This is a genomic window from Curtobacterium sp. 9128 (assembly GCF_900086645.1).
GTDB lineage: Bacteria > Actinomycetota > Actinomycetes > Actinomycetales > Microbacteriaceae > Curtobacterium.
On sequence record NZ_LT576451.1, the window covers coordinates 2692789 to 2708014 of the forward strand.

The 15226-nt window shown below is 69.8% G+C and carries 14 protein-coding genes; 3 read left to right on the forward strand and 11 right to left on the reverse strand.

The genetic code is table 11. The features are described from left to right. The 4 genes from alaS to QK288_RS12965 form a co-directional block, all read right to left on the reverse strand. Positions 1–2658 (reverse strand): alanine--tRNA ligase, encoded by a 2658-nt coding sequence (gene alaS / locus QK288_RS12950; protein WP_281264712.1) that lies wholly within the window; start codon positions 2656–2658, stop codon positions 1–3. An 80-nt stretch (positions 2659–2738) separates the two neighbouring features. After that, positions 2739–2921, reverse strand: coding sequence for a hypothetical protein (locus QK288_RS12955; protein WP_281264713.1), 183 nt, complete (start codon positions 2919–2921; stop codon positions 2739–2741). Positions 2922–3039: 118 nt separating this feature from the next. Next, a complete protein-coding gene (gene rpsD, locus QK288_RS12960; protein ID WP_281264714.1) occupies positions 3040–3669 on the reverse strand; it encodes a 30S ribosomal protein S4 in 630 nt (209 codons plus the stop codon). Between the two features lie 224 nt (positions 3670–3893). Then, a complete protein-coding gene (locus tag QK288_RS12965) occupies positions 3894–5258 on the reverse strand; it encodes a replication-associated recombination protein A (protein WP_281267588.1) in 1365 nt (454 codons plus the stop codon). A gap of 116 nt (positions 5259–5374) precedes the next feature. Here QK288_RS12965 and QK288_RS12970 point away from each other — a divergent pair, with 116 nt between their 5' ends. Together QK288_RS12970 and QK288_RS12975 are read left to right on the forward strand one after the other, a co-directional pair. Beyond that, positions 5375–6187, forward strand: coding sequence for a peptidylprolyl isomerase (locus QK288_RS12970; protein WP_281264715.1), 813 nt, complete (start codon positions 5375–5377; stop codon positions 6185–6187). Between the two features lie 112 nt (positions 6188–6299). After that, positions 6300–7532, forward strand: coding sequence for a DUF349 domain-containing protein (locus tag QK288_RS12975; RefSeq protein ID WP_281264716.1), 1233 nt, complete (start codon positions 6300–6302; stop codon positions 7530–7532). An 87-nt stretch (positions 7533–7619) separates the two neighbouring features. Here the strand turns inward: QK288_RS12975 and QK288_RS12980 are convergent, their stop codons facing one another. The 5 genes from QK288_RS12980 to QK288_RS13000 form a co-directional block, all read right to left on the reverse strand. After that, the gene (locus QK288_RS12980) at positions 7620–8582 is read right to left on the reverse strand and encodes a bifunctional riboflavin kinase/FAD synthetase (RefSeq protein ID WP_281264717.1); all 963 of its coding nucleotides are present in this window, start codon (positions 8580–8582) and stop codon (positions 7620–7622) included. A gap of 13 nt (positions 8583–8595) precedes the next feature. Further along, positions 8596–9036 carry a hypothetical protein gene (locus tag QK288_RS12985; protein ID WP_281264718.1) on the reverse strand — a complete coding sequence of 147 codons (441 nt, stop codon included), beginning with the start codon at positions 9034–9036 and terminating at the stop codon, positions 8596–8598. Positions 9037–9104: 68 nt separating this feature from the next. After that, the gene (locus QK288_RS12990; protein WP_281264719.1) at positions 9105–9470 is read right to left on the reverse strand and encodes a hypothetical protein; all 366 of its coding nucleotides are present in this window, start codon (positions 9468–9470) and stop codon (positions 9105–9107) included. Continuing rightward, positions 9467–10408 carry a tRNA pseudouridine(55) synthase TruB gene (gene truB, locus QK288_RS12995; RefSeq protein WP_281264720.1) on the reverse strand — a complete coding sequence of 314 codons (942 nt, stop codon included), beginning with the start codon at positions 10406–10408 and terminating at the stop codon, positions 9467–9469. Before truB ends, QK288_RS12990 begins: the two co-directional genes overlap by 4 nt. Before the next feature lie 37 nt (positions 10409–10445). Beyond that, on the reverse strand, positions 10446–10892 hold the full coding sequence (locus QK288_RS13000; protein ID WP_281264721.1) for a hypothetical protein: 447 nt from the start codon (positions 10890–10892) through the stop codon (positions 10446–10448). A 97-nt stretch (positions 10893–10989) separates the two neighbouring features. On the opposite strand from QK288_RS13000, the gene QK288_RS13005 reads away from it, so the two are divergent. Next, positions 10990–11850, forward strand: coding sequence for an A/G-specific adenine glycosylase (locus tag QK288_RS13005; RefSeq protein WP_281267589.1), 861 nt, complete (start codon positions 10990–10992; stop codon positions 11848–11850). Between the two features lie 13 nt (positions 11851–11863). On the opposite strand, the gene rbfA is transcribed toward QK288_RS13005, so the two are convergent. Together rbfA and infB are read right to left on the reverse strand one after the other, a co-directional pair. After that, positions 11864–12310: a 30S ribosome-binding factor RbfA gene (rbfA, locus tag QK288_RS13010; RefSeq protein ID WP_281264722.1), complete on the reverse strand. Its 447-nt coding sequence runs from the start codon at positions 12308–12310 to the stop codon at positions 11864–11866. Positions 12311–12396: 86 nt separating this feature from the next. Beyond that, the gene (gene infB / locus QK288_RS13015) at positions 12397–15219 is read right to left on the reverse strand and encodes a translation initiation factor IF-2 (protein WP_281264723.1); all 2823 of its coding nucleotides are present in this window, start codon (positions 15217–15219) and stop codon (positions 12397–12399) included. Between the last annotated feature and the right edge of the window lie 7 nt (positions 15220–15226).

Here is a 15226-nt window from a genome sequence, read left to right on the forward strand (position 1 = left end):
TCAGGCCGACAACCGCGCGGTCACCGCACGGAGCGCTTCGGGCAGTGCCGCGGCGTTCGTGCCGCCACCCTGTGCGAGGTCGGGCTTCCCGCCACCACCACCGCCGAGGACACCGGCGGCTTCCTTGGCGAGCGGTCCGGCCTGGATCCCGGCCGCACGGGCGGCGTCGTTCGTCGCGACGATGACGGCCGGCTTGTCGTTGACCACGGCGCCGAGCACGACCACCGCGGCGCCGTCGCCGAGCTGGGCGCGGACACCGGTGGCGAGCGACCGCAGGTCGTCCGCGGATCCGAGGTTCTCGACCGACTCGGCGACCACGGTGGTCCCGCCGATCGTCGTCGCCTGACGGGCGATCGCCGGTACCCGCTGCTGGAGCCCGGCCGACTCGAACTCCGCGATGCGCTTCTGCGCGACACGGAGGTCCTCCATCAGGGACTGGACACGGGTGGGGAGGTCGGCGCGGGGGGCCTTCAGCGCGCTCGAGAGCTGCGACACGATCGTGCGCTCGACCGCGAGGTCACGGAAGCCCTCGAGTCCGACGAGGGCCTCGACACGACGGTTGGTGGAACCGACGCTGGATTCGCCGACCAGGTTCACGAGACCGACCTGGGAGCTGGACGCGACGTGCGTCCCACCGCAGAGCTCACGCGACCACGGGCCACCGATGTCGACCATGCGGACCTCGGCGCCGTACTTCTCGCCGAACAATGCCTGCGCACCGAGTTCCTTCGCCTGGTCGAGCGGCATGATCCTGGTCGAGACCTCGAGGTCGGAGCGGATCGCGGTGTTCACGACCTCTTCGATCTCGGAACGGGTCTCGAGCGAGACGGGCTGGCTCCACGAGAAGTCCAGGCGCATGTAGCCGGACTTGTTGTACGAACCGGCCTGCAGCGCTTCCGGCCCGAGGATGTCGCGGAGCGCCGCGTTCACGAGGTGCGTGGCGGAGTGGGCCTGGGTCGCGCCCCTGCGGTACTCGGCGTCGACCACCGTGGTGGCTGCGTCGCCGACCCCGACCTCACCGGAGCGGACCTGCACCTTGTGGCTCCACAGTCCGGACACCGGTCGCTGCACGTCGAGGACCTCGAGGTCGAAGCCGTTGCCGACGATGGAGCCCTGGTCGGCGTCCTGCCCGCCGGACTCCGCGTACAGCGTGGTCTCGCTGAGGACGACCTCGGCGATGTCGCCGGCGACCGCACGGTCGACGCTCTGGCCGTCGACGATGAGGCCGAGCACGCGGGACTCGGCTTCGAGGGCGTCGTACCCGAGGAAGGTGGTCTCGCCGGAGGCACGGAACGCGCTGTAGACACTGAGGTCGGCCAGCGCGGTCTTCTTGCTCTTGGCGTCCGCCTTGGCCCGCGCACGCTGCTCCGACATCAGGGTGTCGAAGGCGGTGCGGTCGACGTGGACGCCGGCTTCCTCGGCCATCTCCATCGTCAGGTCGATCGGGAAGCCGAACGTGTCGTGCAGCAGGAACGCGGTGTCCCCGCCGATCGACGGCTGGTTGTCCTGCTTCGCGCGGTCCACCGCGACGTCGAGGATCGTCGTCCCCTGTGCCAGGGTGCGCAGGAAGGTCTCTTCCTCCGCGTAGGCGATGCGCGAGATGCGGTCGTAGTCGGACGCGACCTCGGGGTAGGCGTCACGCATGGCGTCACGCGACGCGGGGAACAGCTGGGGGAACGTCGCTCCCTCCACGCCGAGCAGACGCATGGCCCGGACCGTGCGGCGCAGCAGACGGCGGAGGATGTAGCCGCGTCCCTCGTTCGACGGCGTGACCCCGTCCGCGATGAGCATCAGGGAGGACCGCACGTGGTCCGCGATGACGCGCATGCGGACGTCGTCCTCGTGCACCGCACCGTAGCGGCGACCGGAGACCTCCGCCGCCTTGTCGAGGACCGGGCGCACCTGGTCGATCTCGTACATGTTGTCGACGCCCTGCTTGATGAAGGCGACGCGCTCGAGCCCCATGCCGGTGTCGATGTTCTTGTTCGGCAGCTCGCCGGTGATCTCGAAGTCGTACTTCGACCGCACGTCGGCGATCTGGTACTGCATGAACACGAGGTTCCAGATCTCGACGTAGCGGTCGTCATCCGTCGCCGGACCACCGTCGATGCCGTACTCCGGGCCGCGGTCGAAGAAGATCTCCGAGCAGGGGCCGGCGGGACCGGGCTGGCCGGTCGACCAGTAGTTCGTGTCCTTGCCGAGTCGCTGGATGCGCTCGTCGGGCAGGGACGAGTGCTGCTTCCAGAACGCGATCGCCTCGTCGTCGTCCTCGTACACCGTGACCCACAGGTCGTCAGGCGAGAAGCCGAGCCCACCGTCGGGCTCCGGCGAGGTGAGGAACTCCCAGGCGTACTGGATCGCCTGCTCCTTGAAGTAGTCGCCGAAGGAGAAGTTGCCGTTCATCTGGAAGAACGTGCCGTGCCGCGGGGTCTTGCCGACCTCTTCGATGTCGTTGGTGCGGATGCACTTCTGCACGCTCGTCGCGCGGGGGTACGGCGCGGGGATGAGTCCGGTCAGGTACGGGATGAACGGGACCATGCCGGCCACCGTGAACAGCAGCGACGGGTCGTCCGAGACGAGCGAGGCGGACGGTACGACGGTGTGGCCGCGGTCACCGAAGTACTGGAGCCAACGGCGGCGGATCTCTGCGGTCTGCATGGTGCTTCCTGATGACGTGGAACGGGTACGGGCGCTGGGGCTGTGCGGTGCGACGGTGTCGCCGCGTGTCGGTGCGACGGTCAGTCGTCGGTGCGGAGCTCGGCTTCACGGGAGCGGTACCCGTCGGCCACGGCACCGGTGAAGGCCTTCGTGCGGGCATCGACCTCGGCGAAGAACTTCGCACCCGACGAGGTCCTGCTGACCCGGTGGGCGACGAGGAACCCGATGACGACGCCGACGGCGACGGCGAACAGCTGCTTCACGGTGCCTCCCTCTCGCACGCGCCGTGGCGCGCGTCCGACCAGCTTAGTCGTCGCTCCGGGAACGCAGAACGGCGGGCCGCCCGATGTGGACGACCCGCCGTTCAGGCGGTGCAGTGGATCAGCGAGCCGCGTAGTACTCGACGACCAGCTGGACCTCGCAGGTCACGGGGACCTCGGCGCGCTTCGGGCGACGCACGAGGCGGGCCTGGAGCTTGTCGATCTCGACCTCGAGGTAGCCCGGGACCTTCGGGAGGACTTCCTGGTGGCCACCGGCAGCGGCGACCTGGAAGGGCTCGAGCGACTCGGAGCGCTGCTTGACGTGGATCAGCTGACCCTCCTTGACGCGGAAGGAGGGGCGGTCGACGAGCTTGCCGTCGACGAGGATGTGGCGGTGCACGATCAGCTGACGGGCCTGCGCGGTGGTGCGGGCGAAGCCAGCACGCAGCACGAGGGCGTCGAGGCGCTGCTCGAGCAGCTCGACCAGGTTCTCACCGGTCAGGCCGTTGGTCTTGCGGGCCTCTTCGAAGACGATGCGCAGCTGCTTCTCGCGGATGCCGTACTGGGCGCGCAGACGCTGCTTCTCACGGAGGCGGACGGCGTAGTCGCTGTCGGCACGACGACGCGTGCGGCCGTGCTCACCGGGGCCGTAAGGGCGCTTCTCGAGGTACCGGGCCGCCTTCGGCGTCAGCGGGATGCCGAGCGCGCGAGACAGGCGGGTCTTGCTGCGGGTACGTGACTTGGTAGACACAGGGTCCTTTTCTCTGTTGTTGCTGAACTGAACACGGGTCTCGGCACGCGCACGTGCCGACGAACCCCGTGAAGGGATCCAGAGGGATGAGCCTGTGGGATCGGACGGCTACAGTCCGAACCTCTGCCCCCGTGCCGCCACAACGCTCTGCGCTGCGTGGCACTCTGTCCCCGACGCAGCCGCACGCGGGGACCAGGACTTAGGCCCGTCAACGATAGCAGGCTTCAGGCGTCCCCAGAAGTGCCGCGCGTGATCTTCCGGAGCCGGTCGAGCCGCGGCCCGACTTCTCGCTCGTAGCCGTTCGCGGTCGGCGTGTAGTACTCGGTGCCCTCGAGCGCGTCGGGGAGGTACTGCTGCTCCGCCACACCGTGCTCGGCGTCGTGGGAGTAGATGTAGCCCTTGCCGTGCCCGAGCCGCTTCGCACCGGCGTAGTGGGCGTCCCGGAGGTGGTTCGGTACGACGCCCATCCGGCCGGCCTTGACGTCGGCCATCGCCGCGTTGACGCCGTTGTACGCGGCGTTCGACTTCGGCGCCGTCGCCAGGTACACGACCGCTTCTGCCAGGGGGATCCGTCCCTCCGGCATGCCGATCAGCTGCACCGCCTGTGCCGCGGCGACGGCGATCGGGAGCGCCTGGGGGTCTGCCATGCCGATGTCCTCGGACGCGGAGATGATGATGCGCCTGGCGATGAACCGGGAGTCCTCTCCTGCCTCGATCATCCGGGCCAGGTAGTGGAGCGCGGCGTCGACGTCGCTCCCCCGCACCGACTTGATGAACGCGCTGATGACGTCGTAGTGCTCGTCGCCCTGCCGGTCGTAGCGGAGCAGAGCACGGTCGACGGCGGCCGCGACGGTGTCGGCGTCGACCACCGGCACGCTGTCGTCGTCGTCGTCCTGTGCCGCCCCGGCCGAGGCGGCAGCGGCTTCCAGCGCCGTGAGCGCACGACGGGCGTCGCCGGATGCGAGCCGGACGATGGCGGAGCGTGCTTCGTCGCCGAGGACGACGGACCCACCGAGGCCACGGGGGTCCTCCACCGCACGGTCGACGAGCATGCCGAGGTCGGCGTCGGTGAGCGGCTTCAGGGTCAGCAGGAGCGACCGGGACAGCAGCGGCGAGATGACCGAGAACGACGGGTTCTCGGTCGTGGCCGCGATGAGGATCACCCAGCCGTTCTCGACCCCGGGGAGCAGCGCGTCCTGCTGCGCCTTGCTGAAGCGGTGGATCTCGTCGAGGAACAGCACCGTGGTCGAGCCGTAGAGGTCACGGTGCGTGAGGGCCTTCTCCATCACCTCTCGGACGTCCTTGACGCCGGCGGTCACCGCGGAGAGCTCGACGAACTCGCGTCCGGACTGGCGGGCGATCGCCTGCGCCAGAGTGGTCTTGCCGGTGCCAGGGGGTCCCCAGAGGATCACGGAGACACCGCCGGGGTTCTCACGCGTGCCGGTCGCGAGCTGCACGAGCGGCGACCCACGCCCGAGGAGGTGCTGCTGACCGGCGACTTCGTCGAGGCTGGTCGGACGCATCCGGACGGCGAGCGGCACGGAGCCCTGCGCCAGACCGACACGCCCACCGGTCGTGGGCGCGGTCATGCCCGATCGATCCGATGCCATGCCCTCAATCGTAGGTGGAACCACTGACAGCCGACTCATGGGAGCGGGTCCGATACGCTCGCAAGCACACTGCGACGAGAGGGCAGACCAGCACCGTGGCACCGAAGAACCAGGCGCGTGACAACCGTGAGGCGCGCGAGCGGCTCCGTCTCTACGAGGCTCGACAGGGCCTCCACGACCGGCAACGCCGCCGACGTGTGCGGGACAACGTCATCGGGATCAGCGCGCTCGTCGCCGTCGCGGCACTCGCGACCGGGTCCCAGCTCGCCTTCGCCGGCTCGCAGCCCGACGCGAAGCCGAGTGCGAGCGCCAGCGCCACCAGCACGCCGACTCCCTCGGCCAGCGCCACCCCCGCGAACACCGGGGACGTCCCGAGCAAGTCCATCGCGAAGGACTCGACGTGGACGGGCTCGCTCACGCTGAACAAGGACGTGAAGCTCGGGATCGAACTCGACGGGAAGAAGGCGCCGCAGGCCACGAGCGTCGAGATCGACCTGATCCGCAAGCAGTTCTACGAGGGCACGAGCTGCCACCGGCTCGCCGACAGCGACGGGTTCGAGTTCCTGCAGTGCGGTTCGGCGAACGGCGACGGCACGGGCGACGCTGGCTTCCAGTACGGACCGATCGAGAACACGCCGAGCGACGACGTCTACGACAAGGGCACGATCGCGATCGCCCGCAGCTCGTCCACGTACTCCCAGTCGACGCAGTTCTTCATCGTCTACGGCGACACCACGCTCGACGGCTCGACCGGCGGGTACACGGTGGTCGGCAAGGTCACCAGCGGTCTGTCGGACCTGGTGTCGAAGATCACGTCGAAGGGCATCTCGGACGCCGGTTCGGACGGTACCGGGGAACCGAAGGTGAAGACCACGATCACCGGCGCGACGATCAAGCAGGAGCAGTAGTCCACAGACCAGCACACTGGCGGGTCGCGGGGCTCGCCAGTGCAATAGGGTGGCTTCCTGACCGTACCGACGGTGACGTCGGTGATGCACGACCACGATCGAGGCGAGACCTGTGGGATCTGACGAAGCAACGACCTGGGGGCGGGTCGACGATGACGGCACCGTGTACGTCCGGTACCAGGACACCGAACGTGTCGTGGGTGAGTACCCGGACGCCACCCCCGAAGAAGCACTCGCCTACTTCGCGCGCAAGTACGCCGACCTCGAAGGTCAGGTGAAGATCGCGGAGCAGCGCGTGCAGCGCGGCGCGTCCGCGAACGACGTCGCCAGGACGGTCGAGCACCTGACCGCGCTCGTGGGCGAAGCCCGCGTCGTCGGCGACGTCAAGTCGCTCGAAGACCGCGTCGCAGCGCTCTCCGAGCAGCTCGGGTCGCTGACCAAGGAGCAGGCGGAGCAGGCCCAGCAGGCCCTCGCCGAGGCACTCGCGTTCCGCACCGCCCTCGTCGAGGAAGCCGAGGCGCTCGCAGCGGTCGACCCGGCACGTGCGCAGTGGAAGCAGATCACCGCGCAGCTCGACGACGTGTTCGCGCGGTGGCAGCAGCACCAGCACGACGGGCCGCGGATCCCCAAGAACGAAGCGAACGAGCTGTGGAAGCGGTTCCGTGCCGCACGGTCCACGGTGGACCAGCACCGTCGCGCGTTCTACTCCGAACTCGACGCGCAGCACCGGGACGCCCGCACCCGCAAGCAGGAGCTCGTCCAGCAGGCCGAAGCGCTCGCGCCCCGTGGTTCGGATGCCATCCCGACCTACCGCCAGCTCCTCGACGACTGGAAGCGCGCCGGGCGTGCGGGCAAGCGCCACGACGACGCGCTCTGGGCACGGTTCAAGGCCGCAGGTGACGTGCTGTTCGAACAGCGCCACGCCGAGAGCGCCGCGGAGAACGAGGAGTACTCCGCCAACCTCGACGCGAAGCTCGCCGTCCTGACCGAGGCCGAGCCGCTCCTCCAGCAGAACGACCGGGTCGCGGCCCGCAAGGCCCTCACGGACATCCAGCGCCGGTGGGACGAGATCGGCAAGGTCCCCCGCGGGGACGTCCGCCGCATCGAGGACCGCCTCCGCGCGGTGGAGGACCACGTCCGCGGGCTCGAGGACGCGCACTGGCGCGAGTCGAACCCGGAGCGCAAGGCCCGTACGACCGGGCTCGCGAGCCAGCTCGAGGACGCGATCGGCAAGCTCGAATCCGAACTCGAGTCGGCGAAGGCATCCGGGGACGCCCGCAAGATCAAGGACGCCCAGGAAGCCCTCGACGCCCGCAAGATCTGGCTCGACGCGCTCGGCAGCTGACCCAGCGCGACCGCTGACGCTGCACCACCCACGACGAAGGCCCCGGCGGATCCGCCGGGGCCTTCGTCGTCGGGCGAGACCCGGAGGTCAGACGGGTGCCGGGAGCCCGAGCAGGGTCCTGATGTCCCGGTCGTCCTGTCGCATCTGGGCAGCGAGCTCGTCCATCGACGAGAACTTCACCATCCCGCGCACGTAGGAGACGAACAGCACCGAGATGGTCTCCCCGTACAGGTCGATGTCGACGTCCAGCAGATGAGCCTCGATCTGCTTCGCGGGCACCCCCTCGAACGTCGGGTTGTTCCCCACCGACACCGCGGCCGGGTACACCGTGCCGTCGTGCAGCACCCGGGCGGCGTACACACCGTCGGCCGGGACGAACCCCTCGCACGACGGGTCGAGGTTCGCCGTGGGGTACCCCATCGCGCGACCACGCTGGTTGCCGTGCACCACCACGCTGCGGACCGCGTGCTCGCGGCCGAGGAGCCTGGCGGCCTCCGCGACACGACCCTCGCCGAGGAGCTCGCGGATCCACGTCGACGAGACGCGACGTTCCCCGTCGGGGCGGACGTCGTCGACCAGGTCCACGTCGTCGATGAGCTCGACGGAGAACCCGTGCTGCGCACCGAGGGTCCGCAGGAGTGCGACGTCGCCTGCCCCCTTCGAACCGAACCGGAAGTCGCTCCCGACGAAGACGAGCTCGGCGTGCAGTGTCTCGACGAGGATCCGGGACACGAAGGTCTCCGGCGTCCACGACTGCAGTTCCGCGTCGAACCGGAGCAGCAGCGTGGCGTCGACCCCGACGTCGTCGAGCAGTTCGCGGCGTTGCGCGATGCTCGTGAGCGCCGGGGGCACCTTGCCGGGGTCGATGATGCTCAGCGGGTGCCGGTCGAACGTCACGACGGTGGACACCAGCCCGTGCTGCCGAGCGGCCCGCTCGAGGTGGGCTATCACGGCACGGTGCCCGACGTGCACGCCGTCGAACTTGCCGATCGTGACGGCACTCGGCCCGAATCCCTCTGCGACGTCGTCGACGTCCTCGTAGTACTGCATGCTGCTCCCCCGCCTACTCGCCGGCCGTCACGACGGACTCGGCAACGGGTCGGCCAGCGGTGCGGTGGTGTTTGCGGAGCCACCACAGACCGGCGATCGGCAGGACGAGCGGCGCGAAGGCGTACCCCAGGCCGTAGTACGACCAGATGGTGTCGTCCGGGAAGAGCTGACGGTCGAACAGTGACAGCGTGCCGATCACCAGGACACCGGTCATCTCGAACACGATGGTGACGCACGCCACCCGGAACCAGAAACGACCGGGGACGATCAGGGCGATCATCGCGACGATGTACACGACCGCGGCGATCGCGCTCAGCGTGTACGCGAACGGGGCGAACGAGAACTTCTCCGCGATCTGGACGACGCTCCGCCCGGTCGCCGCGAGCGCGAGGATGCCGTACACGGCGATGAGGACGCGACCGATGCCGGTCGCGAGTGAGGTCTTGGTCGCCATTGCACCGATTCTACCGACGCCGGGAGACCACCGCGGCACACCTGGTCGCCCGGTGACGCAGAGCGACCTCAGTTCAGCGCGAACCAGATCTGGTACATCCGGTAGAGCATCACCGCGACGGTGAAGGCCCCGGCGCCCAGGACCACGGTGCTCCACCGCGTGCGGTCGACGAGCGCCCACACGATGGTGGCCGGTGGCACGAGCAGGACGGACACCGCGTAGACCCAGAACTCGAGGACGTTGCCCCGCGGTGGGTTGCCCACCGCTGGTGCGACCAGCGAGACGACGAGTTGCGCGATGAGGAGCAGTTCGACGAGGACGAGCGATCCGACGGTGTAGTCGTTCGGCTTCCACCCGATGAACCCGACCACCACGGCGAAGATGCCGATCACGACGGCGAGCACGAACTGCACCCACATGAACCACTCGATCACGCGTTGGCTCCGGTCGTCGTCGGGAAGTTGGTGATGACGCGCAGCAGCCCCCTGCGCACCGACACGAGGCCGATGAGCCGGTCGTCGCGCGCGGTGACGGCGGCAACGGGTCCGTCGGTGTCCGGGTGGTCGGCACCGATCCGCTTGCCGTCCGCGAGGTCCTTCGCGTCGACGGCGTCGAGCGTCACGACCGGGAACAGGGTGCGGGCGATGTCGGCCGGCCGCACGAGTGCCCCGCGGACGTCCACCGAGTCGTCCTCCAGGTCGACCGCGTCGTCGACCGCGAACGGGCCGACCAGGGTGCGACGCAGGGCTGTCAGGTGCGCGCCGGTACCGAGCGCTGCGCCGACGTCACGGGCGAGTGCCCGCACGTACGTGCCCGACGAGCACGAGACCACGACGTCGAGGTCGACGACGGGCACCGACGCGTCGAGCGCGGACACGACACGGTCGTTCCGGCCGGTCACGTCGAAGCGCGAGATCGTCACCGCCCTCGCCTTGAGGGTCACTTCCTCGCCCTTCCTGGCCAGGTCGTACGCGCGCCGACCGTCCACCTTGATAGCGCTGACCGTCGAGGGCACCTGCGAGATCGGGCCGCGCTGCGTGGCGACGGCCGCCTCGATCGCAGCATCGGAGACGTCGGCTGAGCCGACGCCGACCGCTGCGACCGGCGTGCCGTCAGCGTCGTCGGAGTCGGTGGCGACTCCGAGGCGGATCGTCGCGGTGTAGGTCTTGTCGAGCCCGACGAGGTGCGTCAGGAGCCTGGTGGAGGGGCCGGCGCCGAGGAGCAGCAGCCCCGTCGCCATCGGGTCGAGCGTGCCGGCGTGGCCGATCTTCTTCAGGTCGAGCCGTCGACGCGCGATGGACACGGCACGGTGGCTCGAGATCCCCTGCGGTTTGTCGACGAGGAGGATGCCGTCGGGAGCGGTTGCGAGCACCGCAGCAGATTACCAGCGCGGCGGGACGCCAGCGGCGTCAGCAGGCATCGTTCCACTCACGCCGGGGATGCGCCGGATCGGTGACGTCGAGCACCGCGGACGCCGCGATCTTGACGTCGGCGCGGCGCTCGAGTCGGCCGGACTCCTGCTCGACCCACATCGACCACCGCCACAGAGCGCGCGCGCCGGCGCCGAGGACCCCGTGCCCGTGCACCACCAGCACGCCGGGACCTTCGCCCGTGGACCGGAACGGCGCCACCAGGTCGTTCCGCAACGCGTCGGCGTCCGCCGAGCTCGCTGCGGCCGCCATCGCGGAGACTCCCTGCTGCTCGAACCCCGCGACGAGCGCAGCGGCCACCCGCTCGAGGTCGACGCCGTCCTGCCCGTCGATGCCGACGACGGTGCGGTTCGTGCCGACCTGCGCGATCACCTCGTTCGCGATCGCGGCCATCGTGTCGGTCTCTTCTGGTGCCCAGCGTGCCATGCACCCACCGTAGGCTGTCGTGGTGAACGCGAGCAGGGCCTCCCGACGGTCTGTGGACAACCCGTCGGACGGATCCCGTCCCGACATCGCCACCCCGCTGATCGCCTGGTACCGCGCCGAGGCGCGCGACCTGCCGTGGCGACGCCCCGGGTTCCCGGCCTGGGGCACGCTGGTGAGCGAGATCATGCTCCAGCAGACGCAGGTCGCGCGGGTGGTCCCCCGACTGGAGGCATGGCTCACCCGGTGGCCGACGCCTCGCGACCTCGCCGACTCGCCTCCTGGCGACGCGGTGCGGGCCTGGGACCGGCTCGGCTACCCGAGACGCGCGCTCGCGCTGCACGCCGCGGCGACGGCGATCGCCGAGCAGCACGACAACGTGGTGCCCCGCGACGTCGACGCGCTCCTCGCACTCCCGGGGATCGGTGACTACACGGCCAGGGCGGTGGCGGTCTTCGCGTACGGTGACCGGCACCCGGTGGTCGACGTCAACGTGCGCCGGGTTCTCGCCCGAGCGATCCTCGGCGAGGGCGAACCAGGACCGGCGAAGGCCAAGCAGGACCTGCCGCTGATGGAGTCGGTACTGCCGGAGGACCGCGACGACGCGGCGACGACGAACGCCGCCGTGATGGAGCTCGGCGCACTCGTGTGCGTCGCCCGCTCCCCCGCGTGCGACGTGTGCCCCATCGCGGACCGCTGCGCCTGGCGAGCGGCCGGGTACCCGGAACACGACGGACCGCGCGCCCCGAGACAGGCGAAGTTCGCCGGGAGCGACCGACAGGTCCGCGGGCTCGTGATGGCCGAGCTCCGCGCGAGCGACGTGCCGGTCACCCCCGACGAGATCCGGATGGTGTGGCCGGACGACGACCAGCGGGACCGGGCGCTCGCGTCGCTCCTGCGGGACGGACTGGCCGTCGGCGACGACGCGAGCGGCTACCGGTTGCCGGACGGGTCAGACTGAGCGTCGGGACCGACTAGGCGCGTTCCTCGGCATCGTCGTCCTCGTCGTCGTGCTTGTACGGGTCGGCGTCGCCGGCGTACGTCGCGCCGGCCGAGGCGTTCCGGACCGCTTCGTCGCGCAGCTTGGCCTGCACCAGCAGGTCTTCCATGTGCGCCGAGGTGTCCGGCAGGGCGTCGGCGATGAACTCGAGCGACGGCGTCAGCCGAGCGGTGATGTTCTTGCCGACCTCGGTGCGGAGCATGCCGGTCGCGGCCTTGAGCGCCGCGGCGGAGTCGGCACGTTCCTCGTCCGTGCCGTACACGGTGTAGAAGACCGACGCGTGCTGTAGGTCACCGGTGACGCGGACGTCCGTGATGGTCACGAACCCGAGTCGCGGGTCACGCAGGCCCTTGTCGATCCGGCGGGCGACGACTTCCTTGATGCGGTCCGCCATCTTGCGTGCGCGCTGCGGATCAGCCATGGGTGCCTCCTGGGGCGGTGGTGGAACGGGGTCGGGCCCCGGCCCCTCCCGCGAAGGAGAGGCCGGGGCCCATGGTGGTCACACGATCAGTCGCGTGGCTTCTCGACGAGCTCGGTGGTCTCGATCTCGTCACCGATCTGGATGTCGTTGTACTTGCCCAGACCGATACCGGCCTCGAAGTCCGTACGGACCTCGGTGACGTCGTCCTTGAAGCGACGGAGCGACTCGATGGCCAGCCCGTCCGCGAGGACCACGCCGTCACGGATGACGCGCGCCTTGGCGTTGCGCGTGATCGTGCCGGAACGGACGATGACACCGGCGATGTTGCCGAACTTCGAGGACCGGAAGACCTCGCGGATCTCGGCGACACCGGACTGCACCTCTTCGTACTCGGGCTTGAGCATGCCCTTGAGGGACTGCTCGATGTCCTCGAGTGCGTTGTAGATGACCGAGTAGAACCGGACGTCGATGCCTTCACGGGCAGCGCGTTCGCGGGCCTTGACGTCCGGACGGACGTTGAAGCCGACGACGATCGCGTTGTCGATCGTGGCGAGGTCGATGTCCGACTCCGTGATCGCACCCACACCGCGGTGCAGGATGCGCAGCTGGACGCTGTCGTCCACCTCGATGTCGAGGAGCGACTGCTCGAGTGCCTCGACGGCACCGGAGACGTCACCCTTGATGATGAGGTTGAGCGAGTCGACCTTGCCCTCTTCGAGTGCGCGGGTGAAGTCCTCGAGCGAGATGCGCTTGCGGGCCTTGGCCAGCTGGGCGTTGCGCTCGGCGGCTTCACGCTTCTCGGCGATCTGGCGTGCCGTGCGGTCCTCTTCGGTGACGAGGAACGTGTCACCGGCGCGGGGCACCGACGACAGACCCTGCACCTGGACCGGGCGGCTCGGCGTCGCTGCTGCGACCGCGTTGCCGTCCTCGTCGGTCATCGCACGGACGCGGCCGTAGGCCGTGCCCGCCACGATGGCGTCACCGACGTGGAGCGTGCCCGACTGGATGAGCACGGTCGCGACGGCGCCGCGGCCCTTGTCGAGGCGCGCTTCGATCGCGACACCACGGGCGTCCTTGTCGGGGTTCGCACGCAGGTCGAGCCCGGCGTCCGCGGTGAGCAGCACGGCGTCCAGGAGCTCCTGGATGCCGATGTTCTGCCGCGCCGACACGTCGACGAACATGACGTCGCCGCCGTACTCCTCGGCCACCAGGTTGTACTCGGTGAGCTGCTGGCGGACCTTGGCGGGGTTCGCGCCTTCCTTGTCGATCTTGTTCACCGCGACCACGATCGGCACGTTCGCCGACTGCGCGTGGTTCAGCGCCTCGATCGTCTGGGGCATGATGCCGTCGTCCGCCGCGACCACGAGGATCGCGATGTCCGTCACCTGCGCACCACGGGCACGCATGGCGGTGAACGCCTCGTGTCCAGGGGTGTCGATGAAGGTGATCGGGCGCTCGATGCCCTCGTGCTCGGTGGTGATCTGGTACGCACCGATGTGCTGCGTGATGCCGCCGGCTTCGCCCTCGACCACCTTGGAGTTGCGGATGGCGTCGAGCAGTCGGGTCTTACCGTGGTCGACGTGACCCATGACGGTGACGACCGGGGGACGCTGCTGGAGGACGGAGTCGTCTTCCTCTGCGTACTCGGCATCGATGTCGATGTCGAAGCCCTCGAGGAGCTCGCGGTCTTCGTCCTCCGGCGACACGATCTGGATCTTGTAGCCGAGCTCGTCGCCGAGGACCTCGAAGGTCGCCTCGTCGAGGGACTCCGTGGCGGTCGCCATCTCACCGAGGTGGAACAGCACCGTCACGAGGTTGCCGGGGCTGGCGTCGATCTTGTCCGCGAAGTCCGAGATGCTCGCACCACGACGGAGTCGGACGACCGTGTTGCCGTCACCACGAGGGACCTGCACACCGCCGAGCGACGGGGCCTGCCGCATCTCGTACTCGGCGCGCTTCGTCCGCTTCGACTTGCGGGCACGGCTCTTGCCGCCACCACGACCGAACGCACCAGCGGTACCGCCACCGGGGCCACGACCGCGGCCACCGCCACCGGCGGGACGCGGGCCGCTGAACGCCGGACGCGGGAAGCCGCCACCGGCGCCACCACCGGCACCCGGACGACCACCGGGGCCGCCACGACCGCCGCCACCCTGGCCCGGGCGCTGCCCGAAGCCGTTCGGACGGTTGCCCTGACCGGGACCACCCGGACGCGGAGCACCCGGGCGAGGCGCGCCGGGACGCGGGGGCTGCGGACGCGGGATCCCACCGCCACCGGCACCGCCGGCGGGGCGCTGGCCCATGCCCTGGTTCGACGAGTAGGGGTTGTTGCCCGGACGGGGCGGGCGCGAGCCCATGCCCTGGCTGGACGCGTAGGGGTTGTTGCCCGGTCGTGCGCCCGGCTTCGGGCCACCCGGCTTCGGGCCGGCAGCCGCTGCGGGCTTCGGGCCACCCGGCTTCACGGCGTCGGTCTTGGCGGGGCCGTCAGCGGAACCGGAGCTCTTCGACTCGGCTGCCGCCTTCCTGGCTGCTTCTGCCTCGGCCTGTCGCTGTGCGACGGTCTTCGGGGCCGGCGTGACGGGCACGTCGGAATCGTCCGAAGGTGCTGCCGCGGCGGGTGCTGCGGCCTCGGGCTCCGGGGTCGGCGCCGGACGCTTGGGTCCGGGCTTCGGGCCACCGGGCTTGGGCGCTGCGGACTTCGCCGCCGGCGCGGGTGCTGCTGCAGCGGGCTTGGCGGACGCCGAAGCACCTTCTGCCTGCAGGGCGGCACGGAGCTTCCGTGCCACGGGGGGCTCGACACTCGAGCTCGGTCCCTTGACGAACTCGCCCAGCTCCTTGAGCTTCTCGAGTGCGGTCTTGCTGTCGACGCCGAGCTCGCTTGCGATCTCGTGTACGCGTGGTTTCGCCACTGTTCTC

Coding starts and splice junctions, on each gene's coding strand:
- alaS (WP_281264712.1), bottom strand. CDS start 2,658: ATGCAGACCGCAGAGATCCGCCGCCGTTGGCTCCAGTACTTCGGTGAC.
- QK288_RS12965 (WP_281267588.1), bottom strand. CDS start 5,258: ATGACCGCGCCCACGACCGGTGGGCGTGTCGGTCTGGCGCAGGGCTCC.
- QK288_RS12980 (WP_281264717.1), bottom strand. CDS start 8,582: ATGCAGTACTACGAGGACGTCGACGACGTCGCAGAGGGATTCGGGCCG.
- QK288_RS12985 (WP_281264718.1), bottom strand. CDS start 9,036: ATGGCGACCAAGACCTCACTCGCGACCGGCATCGGTCGCGTCCTCATC.
- QK288_RS13000 (WP_281264721.1), bottom strand. CDS start 10,892: ATGGCACGCTGGGCACCAGAAGAGACCGACACGATGGCCGCGATCGCG.
- rbfA (WP_281264722.1), bottom strand. CDS start 12,310: ATGGCTGATCCGCAGCGCGCACGCAAGATGGCGGACCGCATCAAGGAA.